Origin of the sequence: Nocardia sp. NBC_01388 (assembly GCF_045040085.1) — a bacterium.
Classification (GTDB): Bacteria; Actinomycetota; Actinomycetes; order Mycobacteriales; family Mycobacteriaceae; genus Nocardia.
The window spans coordinates 5,749,581-5,766,522 of record NZ_CP109553.1 but is presented as its reverse complement, the minus strand read 5'-3'; the positions used below and the strand labels follow the sequence as shown (position 1 = coordinate 5,766,522).

The following is a 16,942-nucleotide window of genomic DNA, read 5'->3' as shown; positions in this document are numbered from 1 at the left end:
TGACCTGGGGGTATGGTCGCAGTAATTGTGGTTCTCCGATGCGCTGGAGCTGTCGGTCGGCGCGGTCGAGTCCGTCGGGACTGGGGCGTCGGGGTATTCGACGCTGGAGGCCGGTATGCGGGGGAATGGCTCGACGGGGTTCGGACGAATCGCATGCGGGAGCGGTGGCACCGGGCCGGGCCGGTCGGTGGCGGCGACGGGGTTCGGGCGATTCGTGTGGCGCTGTGCGGTGCGGTGGCGGCTTGGGGTGGTCGGGATCGTGGCGATTCTGGCGGGGGCCGTGCTCGCGCCGGCCGCTTGGGCGGATGTGCCGTTTCCGGAAGACGATTCGTTTTATGCCGCGCCGGCGGCGGTCGGGTCTTTCCCCGAGGGTGCGGTGCTGAATTCGCGGCCGATCTCGGCGTGGGGGTTGCCGCTACCCGTTGCGGGGTGGCAATTGCAGTTCCGGAGTACGGATTCGGCGGGGACGGCCATTGCGGATGTGGCCACTGTGCTGGTGCCGGTGGTGCCGTGGTTCGGCGCGGGTGGGCGGCCGCTGCTGTCATATCAGGTGGCGGAGGACAGTCTCGGGACCCGGTGTGCGCCGTCGTTCGCGCTGGGTGGCGGGCGGGATCAGTCGATTATCAATACGGCGCTGGACATTCCGTTCCTCACCGCGATGCTGCTGCGGGGCTGGGCCGTTGTGGTCACCGATTACGAGGGACCGCAGTCGCGGTTCTTCGACGGGGTGAACTCGGGCCGAGGTGTGCTGGACGGGGTGCGCGCCGCCAAATCGTTTGCGCCGGTGGGCATTACCGCAAGCAGCCCGATCGGCGCCTGGGGCTACTCGGGCGGGGCCTTCGCCACGCTGTGGGCCATGCAGCAGCGGGCAGCCTATGCGCCGGAGCTGTCGTTCGCGGGCGTGGCTTCGGGCGGAGTGCCCGCCGGTATCGCGGATATCGCCCGCCGGGTCGACGGTCAGGCACAGGCAGGTCTGGCGGTCCTCATGCTGGTTGCGTTCGCGCGCAACGATGGGGGATCGGGATTGCTGGATGATTTGAATGATCGCGGTCGCGATCTCGTCGCGCAGGAGTCCACCGCCTGTGGTGCGGATTTGGTGCTGCGGCACGTGAATCAGCAGCTGGATGAATACTCCGATACGCCGAATCTGCTGTGGCATCCGCAGTTCGTGGCCGCCACGCAGCGTCAGGAGCTGGGCGCCAGCCCGCCCGACGTGCCGCTGTACCTGTACCACAGCACCGCTGACGACGTGATTCCCGTCGCGGGCTTCTCCGCCCTGGTGGATCGCTATTGCGCACTGGGAGCGGACATTACGGCCGTGCACTCCGCCATCCCCGGCCACAATCCCGCCGCCGCGGTGGAGTCCCTCGGCGCGATGAACTTCCTCGCCGACCGCTTCGCCGGACAACCGGTGGCCCCGGGCTGCACGGTGCGCTGAACCGGTCGGGGCGCACACCGAAAGGTGCGCGCCCCAACAGAATTCGGCACCTACGACTAGTTGACGGTGCTGTCGTTGTACTTGGTGGTGCCGGGAGCTGCCACGAGCGTGTTGACGAGGTCGATTCCGGCGATGAGCAGCGCGGGGCCGCCGACCACCAGGGTGCCGATAATGCCGCCGACCGCGGCGCCGGCGATAACGCTGGCGATGACGGTGGGCCCGGCGACAATTCCGGACAGGCCGACCAGTGCGCCGAGCGCGGTGCCGATGAGGCCGCCGATGGCGGTGGCAATGCCGAACTGGCTACTGAAAGTCTGCATGGCCAGCAGGTTTTCGGAAGGAGACGCCACCGGCTTGACCGCCACCGGGTACGCCGCGGCGACATTCTTGACCGCCGTCAGCGACAGCGTGTGGGAATCGTCGGCGAGCGAGCTCGTGAGCGGATACGCGGTGCCATTGTCCTCGAAGGACAGCGGCAGGCTCACCAAAGTGTTACCCGCGGTGTCCTTGATGTTCACCGCGGAGCCGGTCAGTTCGAACCGGCCATTCGTTAGAGTGGTCACCACGGTGTTGCCGACCAGGTTCGCCTGGTATCCGATATCGGGAACAGCGGAATCGGCATGTGCGACACCGGCTCCCGCGATGGCGACCGCAACTGCGATAGGTACGGCAACCGCGGTGATCTTGCGCAGCATCATTTGGCTTTCCAACTTTCATCAGGTCCTACGGGGCAAACCCGTGCTCAACACGATCAATTCCCTTCCATCCGGAAATGTGTTGAGCCCCCACGCGTTTGCAACTACCCCTTTGCTAGGGATTACGTTAGCGCGCCCCGCCGACAGGTCGAACCATTTTTGTCACCTGTGTCAGATCAGAGCAGTACTTCGGCCAGAATTCCGGCCGCGCAGAGCAGCACCAGCAACACCAGGGCCACCGCATCCGACCGACCCGGTGAGCTGGGCCGCGCGGTCAGCTCACCGGTGCCGCCGCGGGTGGTGATGGCCTCGCCGAGCTCGCCCGCACGCCGGCTGGAGACGGCCATACTCGCGGTCAGAATATCCACGAACGGGTTCTCCGAAGCCCGGTGCACCAGCGAGTCCTTCGGCCGCAGCTTGCGCGCCGCGCGCAGAATCCGCAGCTCCTCGAGCAGCAGCGGCAGCCCGCGCAGGGTCAGCGCGACCACCACGGCCCACTCGTCCACGGGCAGGCGGTGGGTAACGCCTCTGCGGGTCCAGCCGAGCCGGCGCAGCGGTGCGCCGAGCTTGGCCAGCGCGGGCGCGATCTCGCCCATGGGCGTGGTCCAGGCGACCAGGAACGAGGCGCCCAGCAGCAGGAATCCGAAGAGGATGATCTGCGCGTAGCGCAGCACCGCGTCCAGGCCGACCGGTGCGTTGATGCCCGCGCCGATCAGAATGCCGAACCATATCCACCACGGGAACCGCGGCAGCGTGCCGAGCGGTAACCGGGCGAGGAACCACACCGCGATCAGGAAGACCGCGCTGACCGCCAGCAGTCCCCAGGACGGCGTGAACATGAGCAGCACGCTGAAGACGAAGACGCCGACAATCTTGGTGCCGGCCCAGAGCCGGTGCACCGGACTGTCTACGGGAACCTCGCGGAGAATGACGCTCATCGGAGGCCTCCGGTGAAATCGTGCGCCGCGGCGGCGGCGGAATGGGTTGCGGCGGCATCGTTGTCGAGCAGATGTCCGTCGCGCAGGTGCACGATGCGGTCACAGACGACCGCCATATCGGCGACATCGTGCGAGATGACGATCAGCGTCAGCCCGGAATCCCGCAGTCGCGCAAGCAGTTCCACGACCCCCGCACGGCCTTTCGGATCGAGTCCGGCCAGTGGTTCGTCTAGCACCACCACCGCCGGGCGGCTCGCGACAATGGCGGCCAGCACCACGCGCTTGGCCTGCCCGCCGCTGAGCGATTCGATGGAACGCGAGGCCAGCGCCCGATCCAGGCCCACGGCATCGAGGGCGCGGGCCACGGCGGCGGTGCCGCGACCACCCCAGTCCTCGATTTCGCCGCCGACGGTCTGGCGCTGCAATTGCAGCCGGGAATGCTGAAATGCCAACTGCACGGCCCCGATTCGCTTGTGCGAGGGCCGGGCGCCGGTGAATTCGCGCAGCTCGCAACAGCCGCCGCTGGGGACGGTCAGCCCCGCCATGATCCACGCGAGCGTGGATTTGCCGGACCCGTTGCCGCCCACGATCAGCAGTGCCTCACCGCGCCGCACCGAAAGGTCGATGCCGTGCAGAGCGGGCGTCTCCCAGGGCGTGCCGTGGTTGTAGGTGTGCCGCACATCGCGCAGCTCGAGGACGGTATCGCCCATGGGCCGCTGCCGGCGATCCCGCACCGGCCGGGGCCACGCGGGCAGATGGTCGACCGAGCGCCCGCGTTCCAGATGCACCACCCGATCCGCGGCCGCCGCATCGGCCTCGTGATGGGTGACCAGCACAACCGCCATGGAGTGCCGGCGCGGCAGTTCGGCGAGCAGTGCGACCAGATCGCGCCGCCCCTCCGGATCGATCATGGAGGTGGCCTCGTCGGCCAGCAGCAGGGTGGGTTTGCGGGCGAGCGCGGCGGCGACGGCGAGCCGCTGCTGCTGTCCGCCGGAGAGCGTGGCGGTTTCGCGCCTGCCCATACCCGTCAATCCGACTTCGCCGAGCAGTCCGTCGATATCGACCTGCGCGGCCAGCTCGGTGGGCAGCCCCCACACCACGTCATCCTCGACGAGCACACCGAGCGTCTGACTTTCCGGGCGCTGCAACACCATTGCGGTTCCGCCGGTGACGCCGAGCCCCGCCGATCCGGGCCGGGTGACGGTACCGCCGGTCGGTGGCCGCCCCGCGAGAATCCTGGTGAGCGTGGACTTTCCGGACCCGTTGTGCCCGACGATCGCCACGAATTCGCCCACCTGCACGGTCAGGTCGATGCCGGACAGCGCGTCGGTGTGCGCTTCGGGATAGCGAAAAGCGACCTGCCGCAAGGTGATCGGCAATGGTGCGACGGGCCGATCGTCGGCGGGCGCATCGAGCAGATCATCGCGACCCGGCAGCCAGGCCAGCCGATCGAGCACCGATCCGAGCACGAACCAGGACACGATGCCGCTGACGAGCATGCCCGCGATGATGCCGCCCCCGATCCACGCCCACCACCAGTGCAGGACCGCTTCGGTGTACCCGGCGATGTGCCGCCCGAGCGGTTCGAGCAGGGCCTGCCGCGCCGCGAGATTCTGCAATCCCTTGGCGCTGTTGCGGATATTGTCGAACAGCAGATGCCGAGTCCCGGAGAGCACCAGCAGCATTCCGACCGAGAAGACCGCGAACACCAGCCCCGCCAGCGAGGACAGTCCGAGCACCGCGAGCAGCCCACCGCGCCGCCGCTTGACGATCCCGATGATCCCGCCGATCACCGCCACCCCGACCAGATTGATCGCAGGCGCCAGCCCCGCCGCCACAAACGTCACCAGCGTCCCGGCGACCGTGGCCGTGAACACCGCCCGCAGCCGATGCCGGTGCGCGAGCAGCCCGATGGGCACCGCCGCCACCAGTTGCAGCGCCGCCGCGAACGGCACCAGCGACCCCACGGTCACCAGCCCGACGGTCGCCCCGCCGAGCACCGCCCCGGTAGCGAGTTCGATCGGCCGAAGCGGCCCGTGCGCAAGAACGGACCCACCCAGCCGTTCCGGCATGGCATTACGAGTCTGGGACGAATCGGTCACGCTAACCAGTCTGCCGTGTCCCAGCGTGTCCCCAGGTAGACCTCACTACATTCACACAAGTTCGACAGCTTCTACATACATGCGCAACTATGCATGTATTGGATTGCGGCGGTGTGCCGCAACCTGTGCGGCCGGTCCTACTGCGCCGGATCCTTCGCGATGACCTTGACAAGGTGCCAGGTGAAAGCGGGGGCGTCGGCGGGAGGGTTGTGCCAGGGGCGCTGTTCGATGCGCAGTTGGTAGTGGAAGCCGGGCTGGTAGTCGAAGCCGGCTATGCCGGTGTAGTGCAGTTCCCAGGGGCCGTTGGGGGTGCGGCTGACCTGGAGGCAGGTGTGGGGGGCGACGCCGTTGCAGGGGACGGGCCGGTCGGCTACGTAGAGGTCGAATTGTTCGGTGCCGGGGTCCGTGGTGGTCGCGGCGGAGGTGGCCGCGGGCCGGTCGGGATTATCGGAGCCGCAGGCGGTGAGGGGTAGGACTGCCAGTAGTGCGAGCAGCGCTGAGAGCGGGAGGCGAGTGCGCATGGCGTGAATATGCCACAGGTTTGCTGTGGGTCGTGCTCATGCCGGGGTGAGTCGGTAGTCAGCGCGTCGGACCTTGCGGGTGCGGCGGCGGTAACTGCGGGTGGTGCCGGGCCAATTATTGGTGATGCGACCGGATTTCGTGCGATACCAGCTGGTGCAGAAGTTCCACGGAGTGCGAGCCAGCCGCCCCTGCAGCGCGGTGTTGTACTCGCGCTCGGTCTCCGGCAGCACTTCCAGACAGTGTCCGGGCTGTTCGGCCAGCAACTGCACGGCATGCCGGATATACCGAGCCTGCGACTCGATCATGTAAATGATCGATCCCACACCGAGATTCGTATTCGGGCCGTAGACCAGGAACATATTCGGGAAGTCCGGCACCGTGATTCCGAGATAGGCGTGCGCACCGCCCTCCCACACATCCGCCAGATTGCGGCCACCGCGCCCGCGAATCTTCATGGGCCACAGGAACTCCGTCCCCTTGAACCCGGTGCCGTAGATGATCGCATCGGCCGCGTGCAGCACGCCGTCGGCGGTCCGCACCCCCTCCGGCACGATCTCGCTGATGGCGGTCGTCTCCACCGCGACATTCGGCTGCGCCAAGGCTGGGTAGTAGTCATTGGAGAACAGCGCCCGCTTACACCCGATCGGATAATCCGGCGTCAACTTGGCCAGCAGTTCGGGATCGGTGACCTGCTCCGCGAGATGTTTCCCGGCCATCCGCGCCACGGCCCGCGTGATCCCCGGATACTCCACCAGCCCCAATGCCACGAACTCGGCGATCGCCCACCACGAGAAGCGTTCCGCCGCCGGCAATCCCGGCACATGCAACAGCACCCGCTGATGAATCGGCCGGTAATCGGTATCGAACTTGGGCAGCACCCAGGCTGCCGTCCGCTGGAACAGCGTCAGCTGCGCGACCTGCGGCTGGATCTCGGGAATGAACTGAATGGCACTGGCACCGGTCCCGATGCACGCCACCCGCTTCCCCCTCAGTTGCACACCGTGATCCCACCGCGCCGAATGAAACGACTCCCCGGCGAAGCTCTCGACCCCGGTGATCGCAGGCAGCGCGGGCCGCGACAATTGCCCGACCGCTGAGATCAGCACATCGGCGGTCCGCGCATTCCCGTCGGCGGTCTGCACCGTCCACTGCCCGCTGACCTCATCGAATTCCGCCTCGGTCACCTCCGCCCCGAACACGATCTGCTCGAACAGCCCGTGCCGCCCGGCCACCCCGCGGATATACGCGACAATGTCCTCCCGCCCCGAATACCGCTGCCGCCATTTGGGTTTCGGCTCATACGAGAACGAGTACAGCGGTGAAGGCACATCACACGCTGCCCCCGGATACGTATTCTCCCGCCACACCCCGCCCAGATCAGCCGCCCGCTCCAGAATGGTCACCTCCCGAAACCCATTCCGTTGCAGCTCGATAGCCATCCCGAGCCCACCGAATCCCGCACCGATGACAATGACCGAAGGCATATGGCCCACCTCACATCGAAGACCCCTCAACTGTAAGAGCGCGCCGTCAGGTTCGTGGGCGACCGGATCGAGAATTTCGGCCATAATCTGGCTATGAGTCAGGTGCAGGAGGCGGGGATTCGGGATTGGGACTTTCCGCGTGGGGTGGCGAGTGTTGCCCTGATGGTGGGGTTCGCGCGGGAGCAGGGGGTGGCGGCGGGGCGGATATTGCAGGGGAGTGGGCTCGGGGAGAAGGCGCTGGGGGATCCGGATGCGCAGATCGATGCGCATACCGAGCTCGCGGTGATCCGGAATCTGGTGCGCGAGCTGGGGGCGCGGCCGAACCTCGGGCTGGAGGTGGGGCGGCGGTATCGGATCACCACGTTCGGGATCTTCGGGTTCGCGTGTGTGAGCAGTCCGACGCTGGGGGAGGCGATCGCCTTCGCACTGCGGTATCTGGAGTTGAGCTTCACGTTCTGCATTCCGGTGGCGCGGTGGCAGCCGGGGGAGTTCGTGGCCCGGATTCATGATGAGCGCATCCCCGTCGATGTCCGGCGGTTCCTGGTGGAGCGGGACGTGACCGCCATGTTCCAGATGCTCTGCGATCTGCTGGGCGATCGGGTGGATCTGCTGCGGGCCGAATTCGATTTCCCGACACCGGCGAATATCGACCTGTACCACGAGATCTTCGGAGTGCTACCGCGGTTCGAGCAGCCGCACAATCTCTTCTCGCTGGATCCGGCCATCCTGGAGCAGCCACTGCCGCAGGCCAATGAGCACACCCTCGCCATGTGCCTGGCGCAGTGCCGGGAGCTGGTCTCGCGCCGCCGGGCGCGCACCGGCATCGCGGCGGATGTGCGCGAGCTGCTGGTCCCGCGCGGCGGCGCCGACGGTTTCGCCGCACCTCCCGGAATCGACGCGGTGGCAAGGGATCTCAATATGAGCACCCGCACCCTGCGCCGCCATCTGGATACCGCGGGCACCAGCTATCGGCAGCTACTGGACGAGGTGCGCCGAGCGCTGGCGGAGGAAATGCTCACCGCCACTCCGCTTTCGGTGAGCGATGTGGCGATCCGGCTCGGTTATGCGGAGGCCTCGACCTTCATCCACGCCTTCAAAAGATGGACGGGGACAACGCCTTCGGCCTATCGGCGCGGCGCCGTCAGTCCTGTGGTTCGCTGAGCCAGCCGCCCATGGCGACCGGCCGGAACATGGACAGCAGCCGGCCGTCCTGAATGGAGTGCATGACCAGCGCGGGATCCGGTGCGAAGTCGATCGGCACATGTCCCGATCGAGCCGTCTCCCATTCGCCGCCGATGGTGGAGGAGACGCTCGGCGCGACGATGAGCGGTTTGCCCGCGAACGACGTGACCAGGCCCGAATGCACATGCCCGGTGAGCACGCCGAGAATGCGATCGTCGCCGGACACGATGTTCTCCAGCCGCTCCGGATTCGTCAGCCGAATGGGGTCGACTACCGTGCTGAGCACCGGAACCGGCGGATGGTGCATGGCGATCAGCACCAGCTCGTCCGGCGGCGCGGCGGACAGCAGATCGATGAGCCAGGAATAGGTCTCGTCCTCGAGCAGCCCCTCGGGCTTGCCCGGAATGCTGGAGTCGAGCAGTGCCAGCGTGACACCGTCGACGCTGTGCGCCTGATTGATCGGCGCGTAACCCGCGGTGCCGTCCAGCAGCACCTTGCGCATATTGCCGCGATCATCGTGATTGCCGGGCATGATCACCACCGGCACATCGGCGACCAGGGCATTGCGGGCCTGCTGGTACTCCTCGATATCGCCCTCATCGGCGATATCCCCGGTCACGATGATGACGTCGGGGCGCTGCGGCAGCTCGGCCAGATAGGCCATCACCCGCTCGGCGCGTTCATTGTTCCTGGCGCCCATATTGAAGTGGGTGTCACTGAGCTGTGCCAGCAGAACCATCGGCATTCGCTTTCTGTGAAGGGCCGCATCATTGCGCCCGATCGTGCCGCGCCAGCGCGTCACGTCACCAGGCTAGATGCCCTACCGGTATGGATCTCAGTGAGACTCGCCACCGAATATAGCTGTGTCCAATTTGCCCTCCGCTCCGCTCCGGGCGGGTTCGCGGCCCTGAAGTCTCGGTCTTCCCTCCTCCCTCCTCCGCTTCGCTCCCCCGCTCGTCAGTCCAGACCGAGACGGGCCGCGAACCTTGATAGCTGATCAGGGGCGGGTGTAATCGAGGTCTCGCCCACTGTCCAGAAGTCTGGTCCCGGCTCGGCTTCCAGGTCCAGCACCGGGGGAGTGCGCCAATCCGCGTCCAGCAGCAGGCGCCATGAATGCAGATAGGTGCGGGCATGCGCACCGGATTTGTCGAAGAGCGGATCGCCGACGATGGGATGCCCGATCCAGGCCAGGTGCACCCGAATCTGATGCCGCCGCCCCGTGATCGGCCGCAGCGCCAGCACTGTCTGCGTCTCGGTACGGGCGACGGTCGCGAATTCGGTGACCGACGGATAGTTCTTGCCCGCCAGCACATCCCGCTCATCCACCTGCCAGCGTTCGCCCTCGCGCTGAATGCTCTCGCGCGGCGCGGCGATGCGCACCCGGTTCTTGCGCCCGACACTCAACGGCAGGTCGATGACCCCGCGGTCCGGCAGATCCGCCGGACCGGTGGTGACCGCCAGATACGCCTTCCGCGCCGTGCGCTTGTTGAACTGCCGGGTCAATTGCCCGTGTGCCGGCAGTTCTTTGGCGAGCAGCACCAGTCCGGAGGTCACCTTGTCGATGCGATGCACCGGGTACAGCGTCTCCCCGTGCGCTGCGGCGAGCTCCACGATGTCGGTGTCGTGGCGCTCGCCGGTGACCGAGATCCCGGCCGGCTTATTGAGCGCGAGGACATTGTCGTCCTCACTGATCAGGCACTGTTTCCGCAGTTCGGGCCAACGCGTATCCACAGTGCCCACCCTAGAGAGGGCCCGCGATCAGGCGATGGCCCGCTCCAGTTCGGCCAGCCCGTCCTCCATATGCCCGGGCAGCCGATCCAGATCCGGCACGGTGCGGCGGCAGCCGACAAACCCGAAATCGAGGTTCTCGCCATTGGTGGTGAGCGTGATGTTCATGGCCTGCGATTCGAACGGAATCGACAGCGGATAGTTGCTGTCCAGTCGCGCGCCCTGCATGTAGACCGGTTTACGCGGCCCGGGCACATTCGAGATGACGAGATTGAACGGCATGCGCGGCAGCGCCTCGAACCCCGGCAGCAGTGAGACGCCCAGCGGCGACATGAGCAGCGCCGAGAGCGCCATGGCCTCCAGCTTCGGCAGCTGGGTGAAGACCTGCTTGGCCTCGCGCATGGACGTGCTGATCGAGGTCAGCCGCGCCATCGGATCATCCAGGTGGGTGGCCAGATTCGCCAGGCAGGCCGCGACCATATTGCCCTCGGAGGCATCGGCCTCGGCGGCGGTGCGAATATTCACCGGCACCATGGCGATGAGCGGTTCGGCCGGCAGTCCGTCGTGCTCGATGAGATAGGAGCGCAGCCCGGCGGCGCTCATGGCCAGCACCACATCGTTGACGGTCGCACCGGTGGCCTGGCGCACCCGGTTGATGCGCTCCAGCGGCCAGGAGCGCACGGCAATGCGCCGCGCCCCGCCGATCGACACATTGAACATGGTGCGCGGCGCGGTCATCGGCATGGTGAGCCGGCCGTCGATAGCCCCGCGCAACGGCGCGGCAATCGATGCGGTGCTACGGACCATGCGCGGCAAGGCTTTTCGCAACTGCTGCCATGAGCTGGTGCGTTCGACCCCCGCGAGTTCGGCGCTTTCGCGAATCGGCGCGGTGCCCCACGGCACCCGCACCTGCGAATCCAGCGGATCGTCGGTGAGCGTGCGCTGTAGCAATCGCATGGCGGAGACGCCGTCGATGAGCGCGTGATGCATTTTCATATAGAGCGCGAAGCGCCCGTCGTCGAGGCCCTCGATGAGCCGGGCCTCCCACAGCGGCCGGTGCCGGTCGAGCAGGATGCCGTGTAGTCGTTCGGTGAGATCCAGCAGATCCTCCATGCCGCCGGGCCCCGGCAGCGCACTGCGCCGCAGGTGGTAGCCCAGATCGACATGTTCGGCATGGGACCAGGACACGCTGGAGAAGCCGCCGAAGGTGCGGCTGGGGTGTCTGCGGAAGCGGGTGCGCACCTCGGTGGAGGCGGACATGGCCGCATAGAGGTCGTGCACGAACTCGGGCCCCGCGTCGGCGGGCGGTTCGAACAGTTGCAGACCACCCACGTGCATCGGATGTTCGCGGGATTCGATCGCGAGGAAAATAGCGTCGAGAGGGTTCAGAAGGTCCATCGGTTCGCCTAACCGGTGGGGCAGCGCTGTTCGACATTCGGCACGCACAACTGCCCAGGGAGATACGGTCGAGCGACGCTGCCCCCCGCTGCGTTGACGGTGAATCAGATTATCACTGTGCTTGTTTCGTTATAACCGGAACTTCGGAATGCAAACCTCCGGCGGCTGTGCCATGAGTTTGCTCGCGACCCAGATCGTCGATCGACGCGAAGGACATGCCGACAATGGTACGACGGCCGTGCGCGAACGGATGGACCCTGTGCAGCGTCGTGTCGGACCGCATCAGATAGAGGTCGAGGGGGTGCAGTTCCCAGGACTGAATGGGATTGCGGGTGAGCGTTCGGTACACGTCGGAGTGGTCCCAGTCCCGCCGGGTGTGCGCCACCGTCTGTACGAAACCGCCCTCCTCCAGCGGCGGGCACTCCACCACCAGGATCAGTGCGAAAGCATGCTCATCCCAATGCCATTGGCTGTCCGCATCATCGTGCTGCCGTCGCCGCACCGCATACCGCTCCGGGCCCGGGCAGGGCAGCACCGGCTCCGTCGCCACGGTAGTCAGACTGTGCCGCAACAGTTCACAGTCGTACAGCTGCGGAATGCATTGGCCGCGCGCATCGACCTCCCGCGTGCCGAGGTCGATCGCATGCCGCTCGGGCGCCTCGGCGCCGGGTGCGATCCAGGACTGATGATGATCGAGCATGGTCAGCGCCTCGGCAGCCAGCGCCCGCTTGACCCGGTAGGGCAGCAGGAAACCCAGGCGCGCGATTCCGTTCTCGGCCAATCGGTCTCGCGCATGACGCAGGGCTGCGGGATCCACCGCCGTCAGATGTTTACGGGCGGCGTCCACGGAACTGTGGGGCTGCACCTGGTCGATTGTAATCCGTTGCCTGCCAACGAATATGGAATCAGGTTCCCGATTGATCACGATCGGGTGGCGAGCGCGCCTCGGGCGTCAGGCACCGACTCGCCGGAAGGACGGGGGTGTGCGGGGGCCGCAGGTCAGGTCGGCGTAGCTTGGAATTTGCTATGGCTGACTACGGGCATGAGCTGAGGTTCGGGATCTTCGTTCCGCCCGAGGCGGCGCGGGGCCGGTCGCTGCTGCGGCTCATTCAGCGCGCCGATGCCACCGCCGGGCTGGAAGTGCTGGCGGTTCAAGATCATCCGTATCAGCCCGCCTTTCTGGACACCTGGACGCTGCTGTCCTACGTCGCCGCCATGACCCGCACCTTGACCCTCATGCCCGCGGTGGCCAATCTGCCGCTGCGCCCTCCCGCGGTGCTGGCGCGCAGCGCGGCCAGCCTGGATCTGCTCAGCGGCGGCCGGGTGGAACTGGGCCTGGGCGCGGGTGCGTTCTGGGACGCCATCGAAGCCATGGGCGGGCAGCGGCGCACACCGGGGCAGGCGCTGACGGCACTGCGTGAGGCGATGGGCGTCATGCGTGCGCTGTGGGGTGAGGGACGCCCGAACCTCGAAGGCGAGTACTACGCACTGCACGGCGCCAAGGCCGGACCGGCCCCCGCACATCGGATAGGCATCTGGCTGGGCGTCTACGGTCCCCGCGCGCTGCGCATGACCGGCGAACTGGCCGACGGCTGGCTCGGCGGATTCTCCTATGCCCCACCGGATCTGCTCGCCGGGCTGATGTCCGCCATCGATACCGGCGCCCGGGAGGCGGGCCGCGTGCCCGCGCTCATCCGCCGCGCCTACATCATCGACGCGTCCATGCCGGTCGCACAGCTCGCGGAGGTGGCGCTGGTGCACGGCATCAGCGAATTCCTGCTACCGGTCGACCCGGATGGCGAAAGGGCGACAATGCAGTTCGCCGTCGACACGGCCCCGGCGGTACGTGCCGCGGTGGCCGCGGCGCGTCTCGCCTGAGCAGTGTTCGGTCCGTCAGCGCAGTTCGAAGAACGTGCTGTTGATGATCTGCCGCAGCGGTGACAGCGCACCGTCGTAGCTGACCCGATCGGAACGCACGGTGTGCAGTGAGCTGTCCCCGCGCAGGGGGTCCTCGCAGATGACGCGAATCCGCTTGGTATCGGTACGAATCGAGCCGAGGGTCAGGTCCACCGCGCCCGCGGTGTCGACAGATCCCCAGGGTCCGGCGATGTCCTTGCCCGCGATCTGACAGCGGGCGCCGGCCTTCTCGCCGGTGACGTGTGCGGTGACGGTGCTGCGGCCCTGGATGACGGCCTTGGGCTCACTGTTGGCGGTAGCCGCGCCGGCGGCGAGCAGGGTGCCGAGTGTCCCGATCACGACGGCGGTGGTGATGCGGGTGCGGAGCGATCGACTCATGGTTCCGATAGTGAAGCGCTTCATATGAGATTCTCGTGAGGTCGGGGGGTGAATTGGCGATGAACTTCGCGCCAAGACCTGTTCGGGCGAAGCAGTGACCGGGCTGTCTGCGGGACTTCCACCACGCCGACATTATCGAACATCGATCCGCTTGCCGTCGGCACCGGCTCGAGATGATTCCAAATCCGCCGGAGCCGAATCCGGCGGAGTGACCGCCCGGTCGGAGTGTTCTCTGCCAGAATCGAATAGCTGTGAGTACGCTGACCCCGTTCATCGTGGGTTCCGGAGCCGAGAAGACCCAGCTGCGGACCGACCTCGAGGAGGATGTGGTGACTGCCGTAGCTCCCAAGCCGGACCCGGGACTGGAGGCCGCTCGGCCTTACCCGGCACGGCTGGGCCCCAAGGGTTCGTTCATCTACAAGGCGGTGACGACGACCGACCCCAAGGTATTGGGCGTCATGTACATCACCACCGCGATTTCGTTCTTCCTCATCGGCGGTCTATTGGCGCTGCTCATGCGCGCGGAGCTGGCCCGGCCGGGCATGCAGTTCCTGTCGACGGAGCAGTTCAATCAGCTGTTCACCATGCACGGCACGATCATGCTGCTGTTCTATGCGACGGCCATCGTGTTCGGCTTCGCGAACCTGATCCTGCCGCTGCAGATCGGCGCGCCCGATGTGGCCTTCCCGCGACTGAACGCCTTCAGCTACTGGCTGTACCTGTTCGGTGCGTCGATGGCCACCGCCGGATTCGTGACTCCCGGCGGCGCGGCCGACTTCGGCTGGACCGCGTACACGCCGCTCTCGGACATCGTGCACTCGCCGGGTGTGGGCGGCGATCTGTGGATTCTGGGTCTGGCGGTGTCCGGTCTGGGCACCATCCTGGGTGGCGTGAACATGCTGACCACGGTGGTCTGCCTGCGCTGCCCCGGTATGACCATGTTCCGGATGCCCATATTCACCTGGAATATCGCCGTCACCAGTGTGCTTATCCTGCTGGCCTTCCCGCTGCTTACCGCGGCGCTGTTCGGGCTCGCCTACGACCGGCACCTGGGCGGGCACATCTACGATCCGGCCAATGGCGGGGCCATCCTGTACCAGCATTTGTTCTGGTACTTCGGGCATCCCGAGGTGTACATCATCGCGCTGCCGTTCTTCGGCATCGTCTCGGAGATCTATCCGGTGTTCTCGCGTAAGCCGATCTTCGGTTACACCACGCTGGTGTACGCGACGCTGGGTATCGCGGCGCTGTCCATCGCGGTGTGGGCGCACCACATGTACGCGACGGGATCGGTTCTGCTGCCGTACTTCTCGTTCATGACGTTCCTGATCGCGGTGCCCACCGGTGTGAAGTTCTTCAACTGGATCGGCACCATGTGGCGCGGGCAGCTGACCTTCGAAACGCCGATGCTGTGGTCGCTCGGCTTCCTCGTCACCTTCCTGTTCGGTGGCCTGTCGGGTGTCATCCTGGCCAGCCCGCCGCTCGACTTCCATGTCTCCGACAGCTATTTCGTCGTGGCGCACTTCCACTACGTGCTCTTCGGGACGATCGTGTTCGCGACCTTCGCGGGCATCTACTTCTGGTTCCCGAAGATGTCTGGCCGCCTGTTGGACGAGCGCCTGGGCAAGTGGCACTTCTGGGCGACCTTCGTCGGCTTCCACACCACATTCCTGGTGCAGCACTGGCTGGGGAACGAGGGCATGCCGCGCCGCTACGCGGACTACCTGCCGAGCGACGGATTCACCACGCTGAACACCATTTCCACCATCGGCTCCTTCATCCTGGGCGCGTCGATGCTGCCGTTCGTGTGGAACGTCTTCAAGAGCTACCGCTACGGGGAAGTGGTCACGGTCGACGATCCGTGGGGCTACGGCAACTCCCTGGAGTGGGCGACGTCCTGCCCGCCGCCGCGGCACAACTTCTACGAGCTGCCGCGCATCCGTTCCGAGCGTCCCGCGTTCGAGCTGCACTACCCGCACATGGTCGAGCGCATGCGCGCCGAGGCCCATGTCGGCTGGGGTTCCAGGTCCCACAATGTGGCCGAGGAAGCGAAGATCTCCAGCTGACAAATATTTAGGTTTGACATATGAATTACCTTCGTCCTAATCTTGTGTCCGTCACAAGTTAAGGATGAAGGGATACCGAAGTGCACAAGATTCATTTCACCGGCCGACCGGCACAGCTCACCGTGCCGGAGCCGGTGGCCGGTCCGGATCAGCTCCTGATCCGTACCGAACTGGCCGGTGTCCACCTCGGCATGCTCCGAATGATCAAGGCGGACACCGGCTCCGACCCGGGCGCGGAGGTCCTCGGCACCGTCGTCGCGGTCGGCCCAGGGGTCTCGGCGGGCTGGATCGGCAAGCGAGTCGGTGGCGTGGTCTTCGCAGGCGCCTACGCCGAATACGTGCTGGCCGCACCGGCATTGATGACCGAGATCCCGGCCGGAGTGCCATCCGCCGACGCTCTCGCGGTGGTACGCGGCGGCCTGGTCGCCCTGGGCGCCCTGCGCGCCGGCCGATTCACAGCGGGGGAGTCGGTCCTGATCACCGCCGCCGCCAGCGGAAGCGGCCATCTAGCAGTGCAATTGGCGAAGGCACTCGGTGCATCCAGGGTAGTGGCAGCAGTCGGCTCCGCCGACAAGGCGGAGTTCCTGCACGACTGCGGAGCCGACGCAGTACTCACCTACGACGAGCCCTGGACCGAATCCGCAGACATCATCCTGGACGGCGTAGGCGGCGCCCTCCTCCAGCGCAGCGTGGAAACCCTTGCGCCCCACGGCCGTCTGGTGGCCTACAGCGCAGGTGGCGGATCGGTCGACGCGAACACCCTGCTGGCCGACCTCAGAACCGTCACCGGCTTCTCAGTAGGCCTACTGAGCCGCACCCGACAGGATCTGATCGACTCCTACCGCGCCGACCTCTGGAAGTTGCTGGCATCAAACCGTTTACGCCCCCGCCACACCGTCCTACCACTGCAAGACATCACCGAAGCCGTCGAACTCATAGAATCCCGCCGCAACCTAGGCCGAGTCATCGTCCGAACCACCTGATTCGCTCACTCCGGATTTCGAACCGTGCGGCAGGTTCTCTTTCGAGCGCGCACCCGGCCGGAGCGGTCGAAAACCCCTCTGGGCGGCAAAAAAATGCCGTCCTGGTGCGAA

General features: G+C 66.4%; 15 protein-coding genes. 5 read left to right on the top strand and 10 right to left on the bottom strand.

The window, feature by feature from the left end:
* Positions 1-259 precede the first annotated feature (259 nt).
* Positions 260-1,438 carry a lipase family protein gene (locus OG716_RS27895; RefSeq protein ID WP_405133605.1) on the top strand — a complete coding sequence of 393 codons (1,179 nt, stop codon included), beginning with the start codon at positions 260-262 and terminating at the stop codon, positions 1,436-1,438.
* Between the two features lie 56 nt (positions 1,439-1,494).
* On the opposite strand, the gene OG716_RS27890 is transcribed toward OG716_RS27895, so the two are convergent.
* The 5 genes from OG716_RS27890 to OG716_RS27870 form a co-directional block, all read right to left on the bottom strand.
* Positions 1,495-2,136, bottom strand: coding sequence for an ammonium transporter (locus OG716_RS27890; RefSeq protein WP_405133604.1), 642 nt, complete (start codon positions 2,134-2,136; stop codon positions 1,495-1,497).
* A gap of 173 nt (positions 2,137-2,309) precedes the next feature.
* Entirely contained in the window at positions 2,310-3,071 is a 762-nt protein-coding gene (locus tag OG716_RS27885) for an energy-coupling factor transporter transmembrane component T family protein (protein WP_405133603.1), read from the bottom strand.
* Positions 3,068-5,143: an ABC transporter ATP-binding protein gene (locus OG716_RS27880; RefSeq protein WP_405139942.1), complete on the bottom strand. Its 2,076-nt coding sequence runs from the start codon at positions 5,141-5,143 to the stop codon at positions 3,068-3,070. Before OG716_RS27880 ends, OG716_RS27885 begins: the two co-directional genes overlap by 4 nt.
* Positions 5,144-5,310: 167 nt before the next feature.
* Positions 5,311-5,694 (bottom strand): DUF4377 domain-containing protein, encoded by a 384-nt coding sequence (locus tag OG716_RS27875; RefSeq protein ID WP_405133602.1) that lies wholly within the window; start codon positions 5,692-5,694, stop codon positions 5,311-5,313.
* A 36-nt stretch (positions 5,695-5,730) separates the two neighbouring features.
* Positions 5,731-7,179 (bottom strand): flavin-containing monooxygenase, encoded by a 1,449-nt coding sequence (locus tag OG716_RS27870; RefSeq protein ID WP_405133601.1) that lies wholly within the window; start codon positions 7,177-7,179, stop codon positions 5,731-5,733.
* Between the two features lie 93 nt (positions 7,180-7,272).
* Here OG716_RS27870 and OG716_RS27865 point away from each other — a divergent pair, with 93 nt between their 5' ends.
* Positions 7,273-8,340: an AraC family transcriptional regulator gene (locus tag OG716_RS27865; protein ID WP_405133600.1), complete on the top strand. Its 1,068-nt coding sequence runs from the start codon at positions 7,273-7,275 to the stop codon at positions 8,338-8,340.
* Here the strand turns inward: OG716_RS27865 and OG716_RS27860 are convergent.
* The 4 genes from OG716_RS27860 to OG716_RS27845 all read right to left on the bottom strand — a co-directional run bounded on the left by OG716_RS27860 (position 8,321) and on the right by OG716_RS27845 (position 12,352).
* On the bottom strand, positions 8,321-9,106 hold the full coding sequence (locus OG716_RS27860) for a metallophosphoesterase (RefSeq protein WP_355124236.1): 786 nt from the start codon (positions 9,104-9,106) through the stop codon (positions 8,321-8,323). The genes OG716_RS27865 and OG716_RS27860 overlap by 20 nt on opposite strands.
* Before the next feature lie 212 nt (positions 9,107-9,318).
* Positions 9,319-10,092: an RluA family pseudouridine synthase gene (locus tag OG716_RS27855; RefSeq protein ID WP_405133599.1), complete on the bottom strand. Its 774-nt coding sequence runs from the start codon at positions 10,090-10,092 to the stop codon at positions 9,319-9,321.
* Between the two features lie 27 nt (positions 10,093-10,119).
* Positions 10,120-11,487 carry a WS/DGAT/MGAT family O-acyltransferase gene (locus tag OG716_RS27850; protein WP_405133598.1) on the bottom strand — a complete coding sequence of 456 codons (1,368 nt, stop codon included), beginning with the start codon at positions 11,485-11,487 and terminating at the stop codon, positions 10,120-10,122.
* 112 nt (positions 11,488-11,599) lie between these two features.
* Positions 11,600-12,352: a hypothetical protein gene (locus OG716_RS27845; RefSeq protein WP_405133597.1), complete on the bottom strand. Its 753-nt coding sequence runs from the start codon at positions 12,350-12,352 to the stop codon at positions 11,600-11,602.
* Positions 12,353-12,513: 161 nt separating this feature from the next.
* Here OG716_RS27845 and OG716_RS27840 point away from each other — a divergent pair, with 161 nt between their 5' ends.
* On the top strand, positions 12,514-13,365 hold the full coding sequence (locus tag OG716_RS27840) for an LLM class flavin-dependent oxidoreductase (RefSeq protein ID WP_405133596.1): 852 nt from the start codon (positions 12,514-12,516) through the stop codon (positions 13,363-13,365).
* A 15-nt stretch (positions 13,366-13,380) separates the two neighbouring features.
* On the opposite strand, the gene OG716_RS27835 is transcribed toward OG716_RS27840, so the two are convergent.
* Positions 13,381-13,782 carry a hypothetical protein gene (locus OG716_RS27835; RefSeq protein ID WP_355124245.1) on the bottom strand — a complete coding sequence of 134 codons (402 nt, stop codon included), beginning with the start codon at positions 13,780-13,782 and terminating at the stop codon, positions 13,381-13,383.
* Between the two features lie 329 nt (positions 13,783-14,111).
* Between OG716_RS27835 and ctaD the strand changes: the two genes are divergently transcribed.
* On the top strand, positions 14,112-15,848 hold the full coding sequence (gene ctaD, locus OG716_RS27830; protein ID WP_355124863.1) for a cytochrome c oxidase subunit I: 1,737 nt from the start codon (positions 14,112-14,114) through the stop codon (positions 15,846-15,848).
* 80 nt (positions 15,849-15,928) lie between these two features.
* Positions 15,929-16,831 (top strand): zinc-binding alcohol dehydrogenase family protein, encoded by a 903-nt coding sequence (locus tag OG716_RS27825; RefSeq protein ID WP_405133595.1) that lies wholly within the window; start codon positions 15,929-15,931, stop codon positions 16,829-16,831.
* The last annotated feature ends 111 nt before the right edge of the window (positions 16,832-16,942 follow it).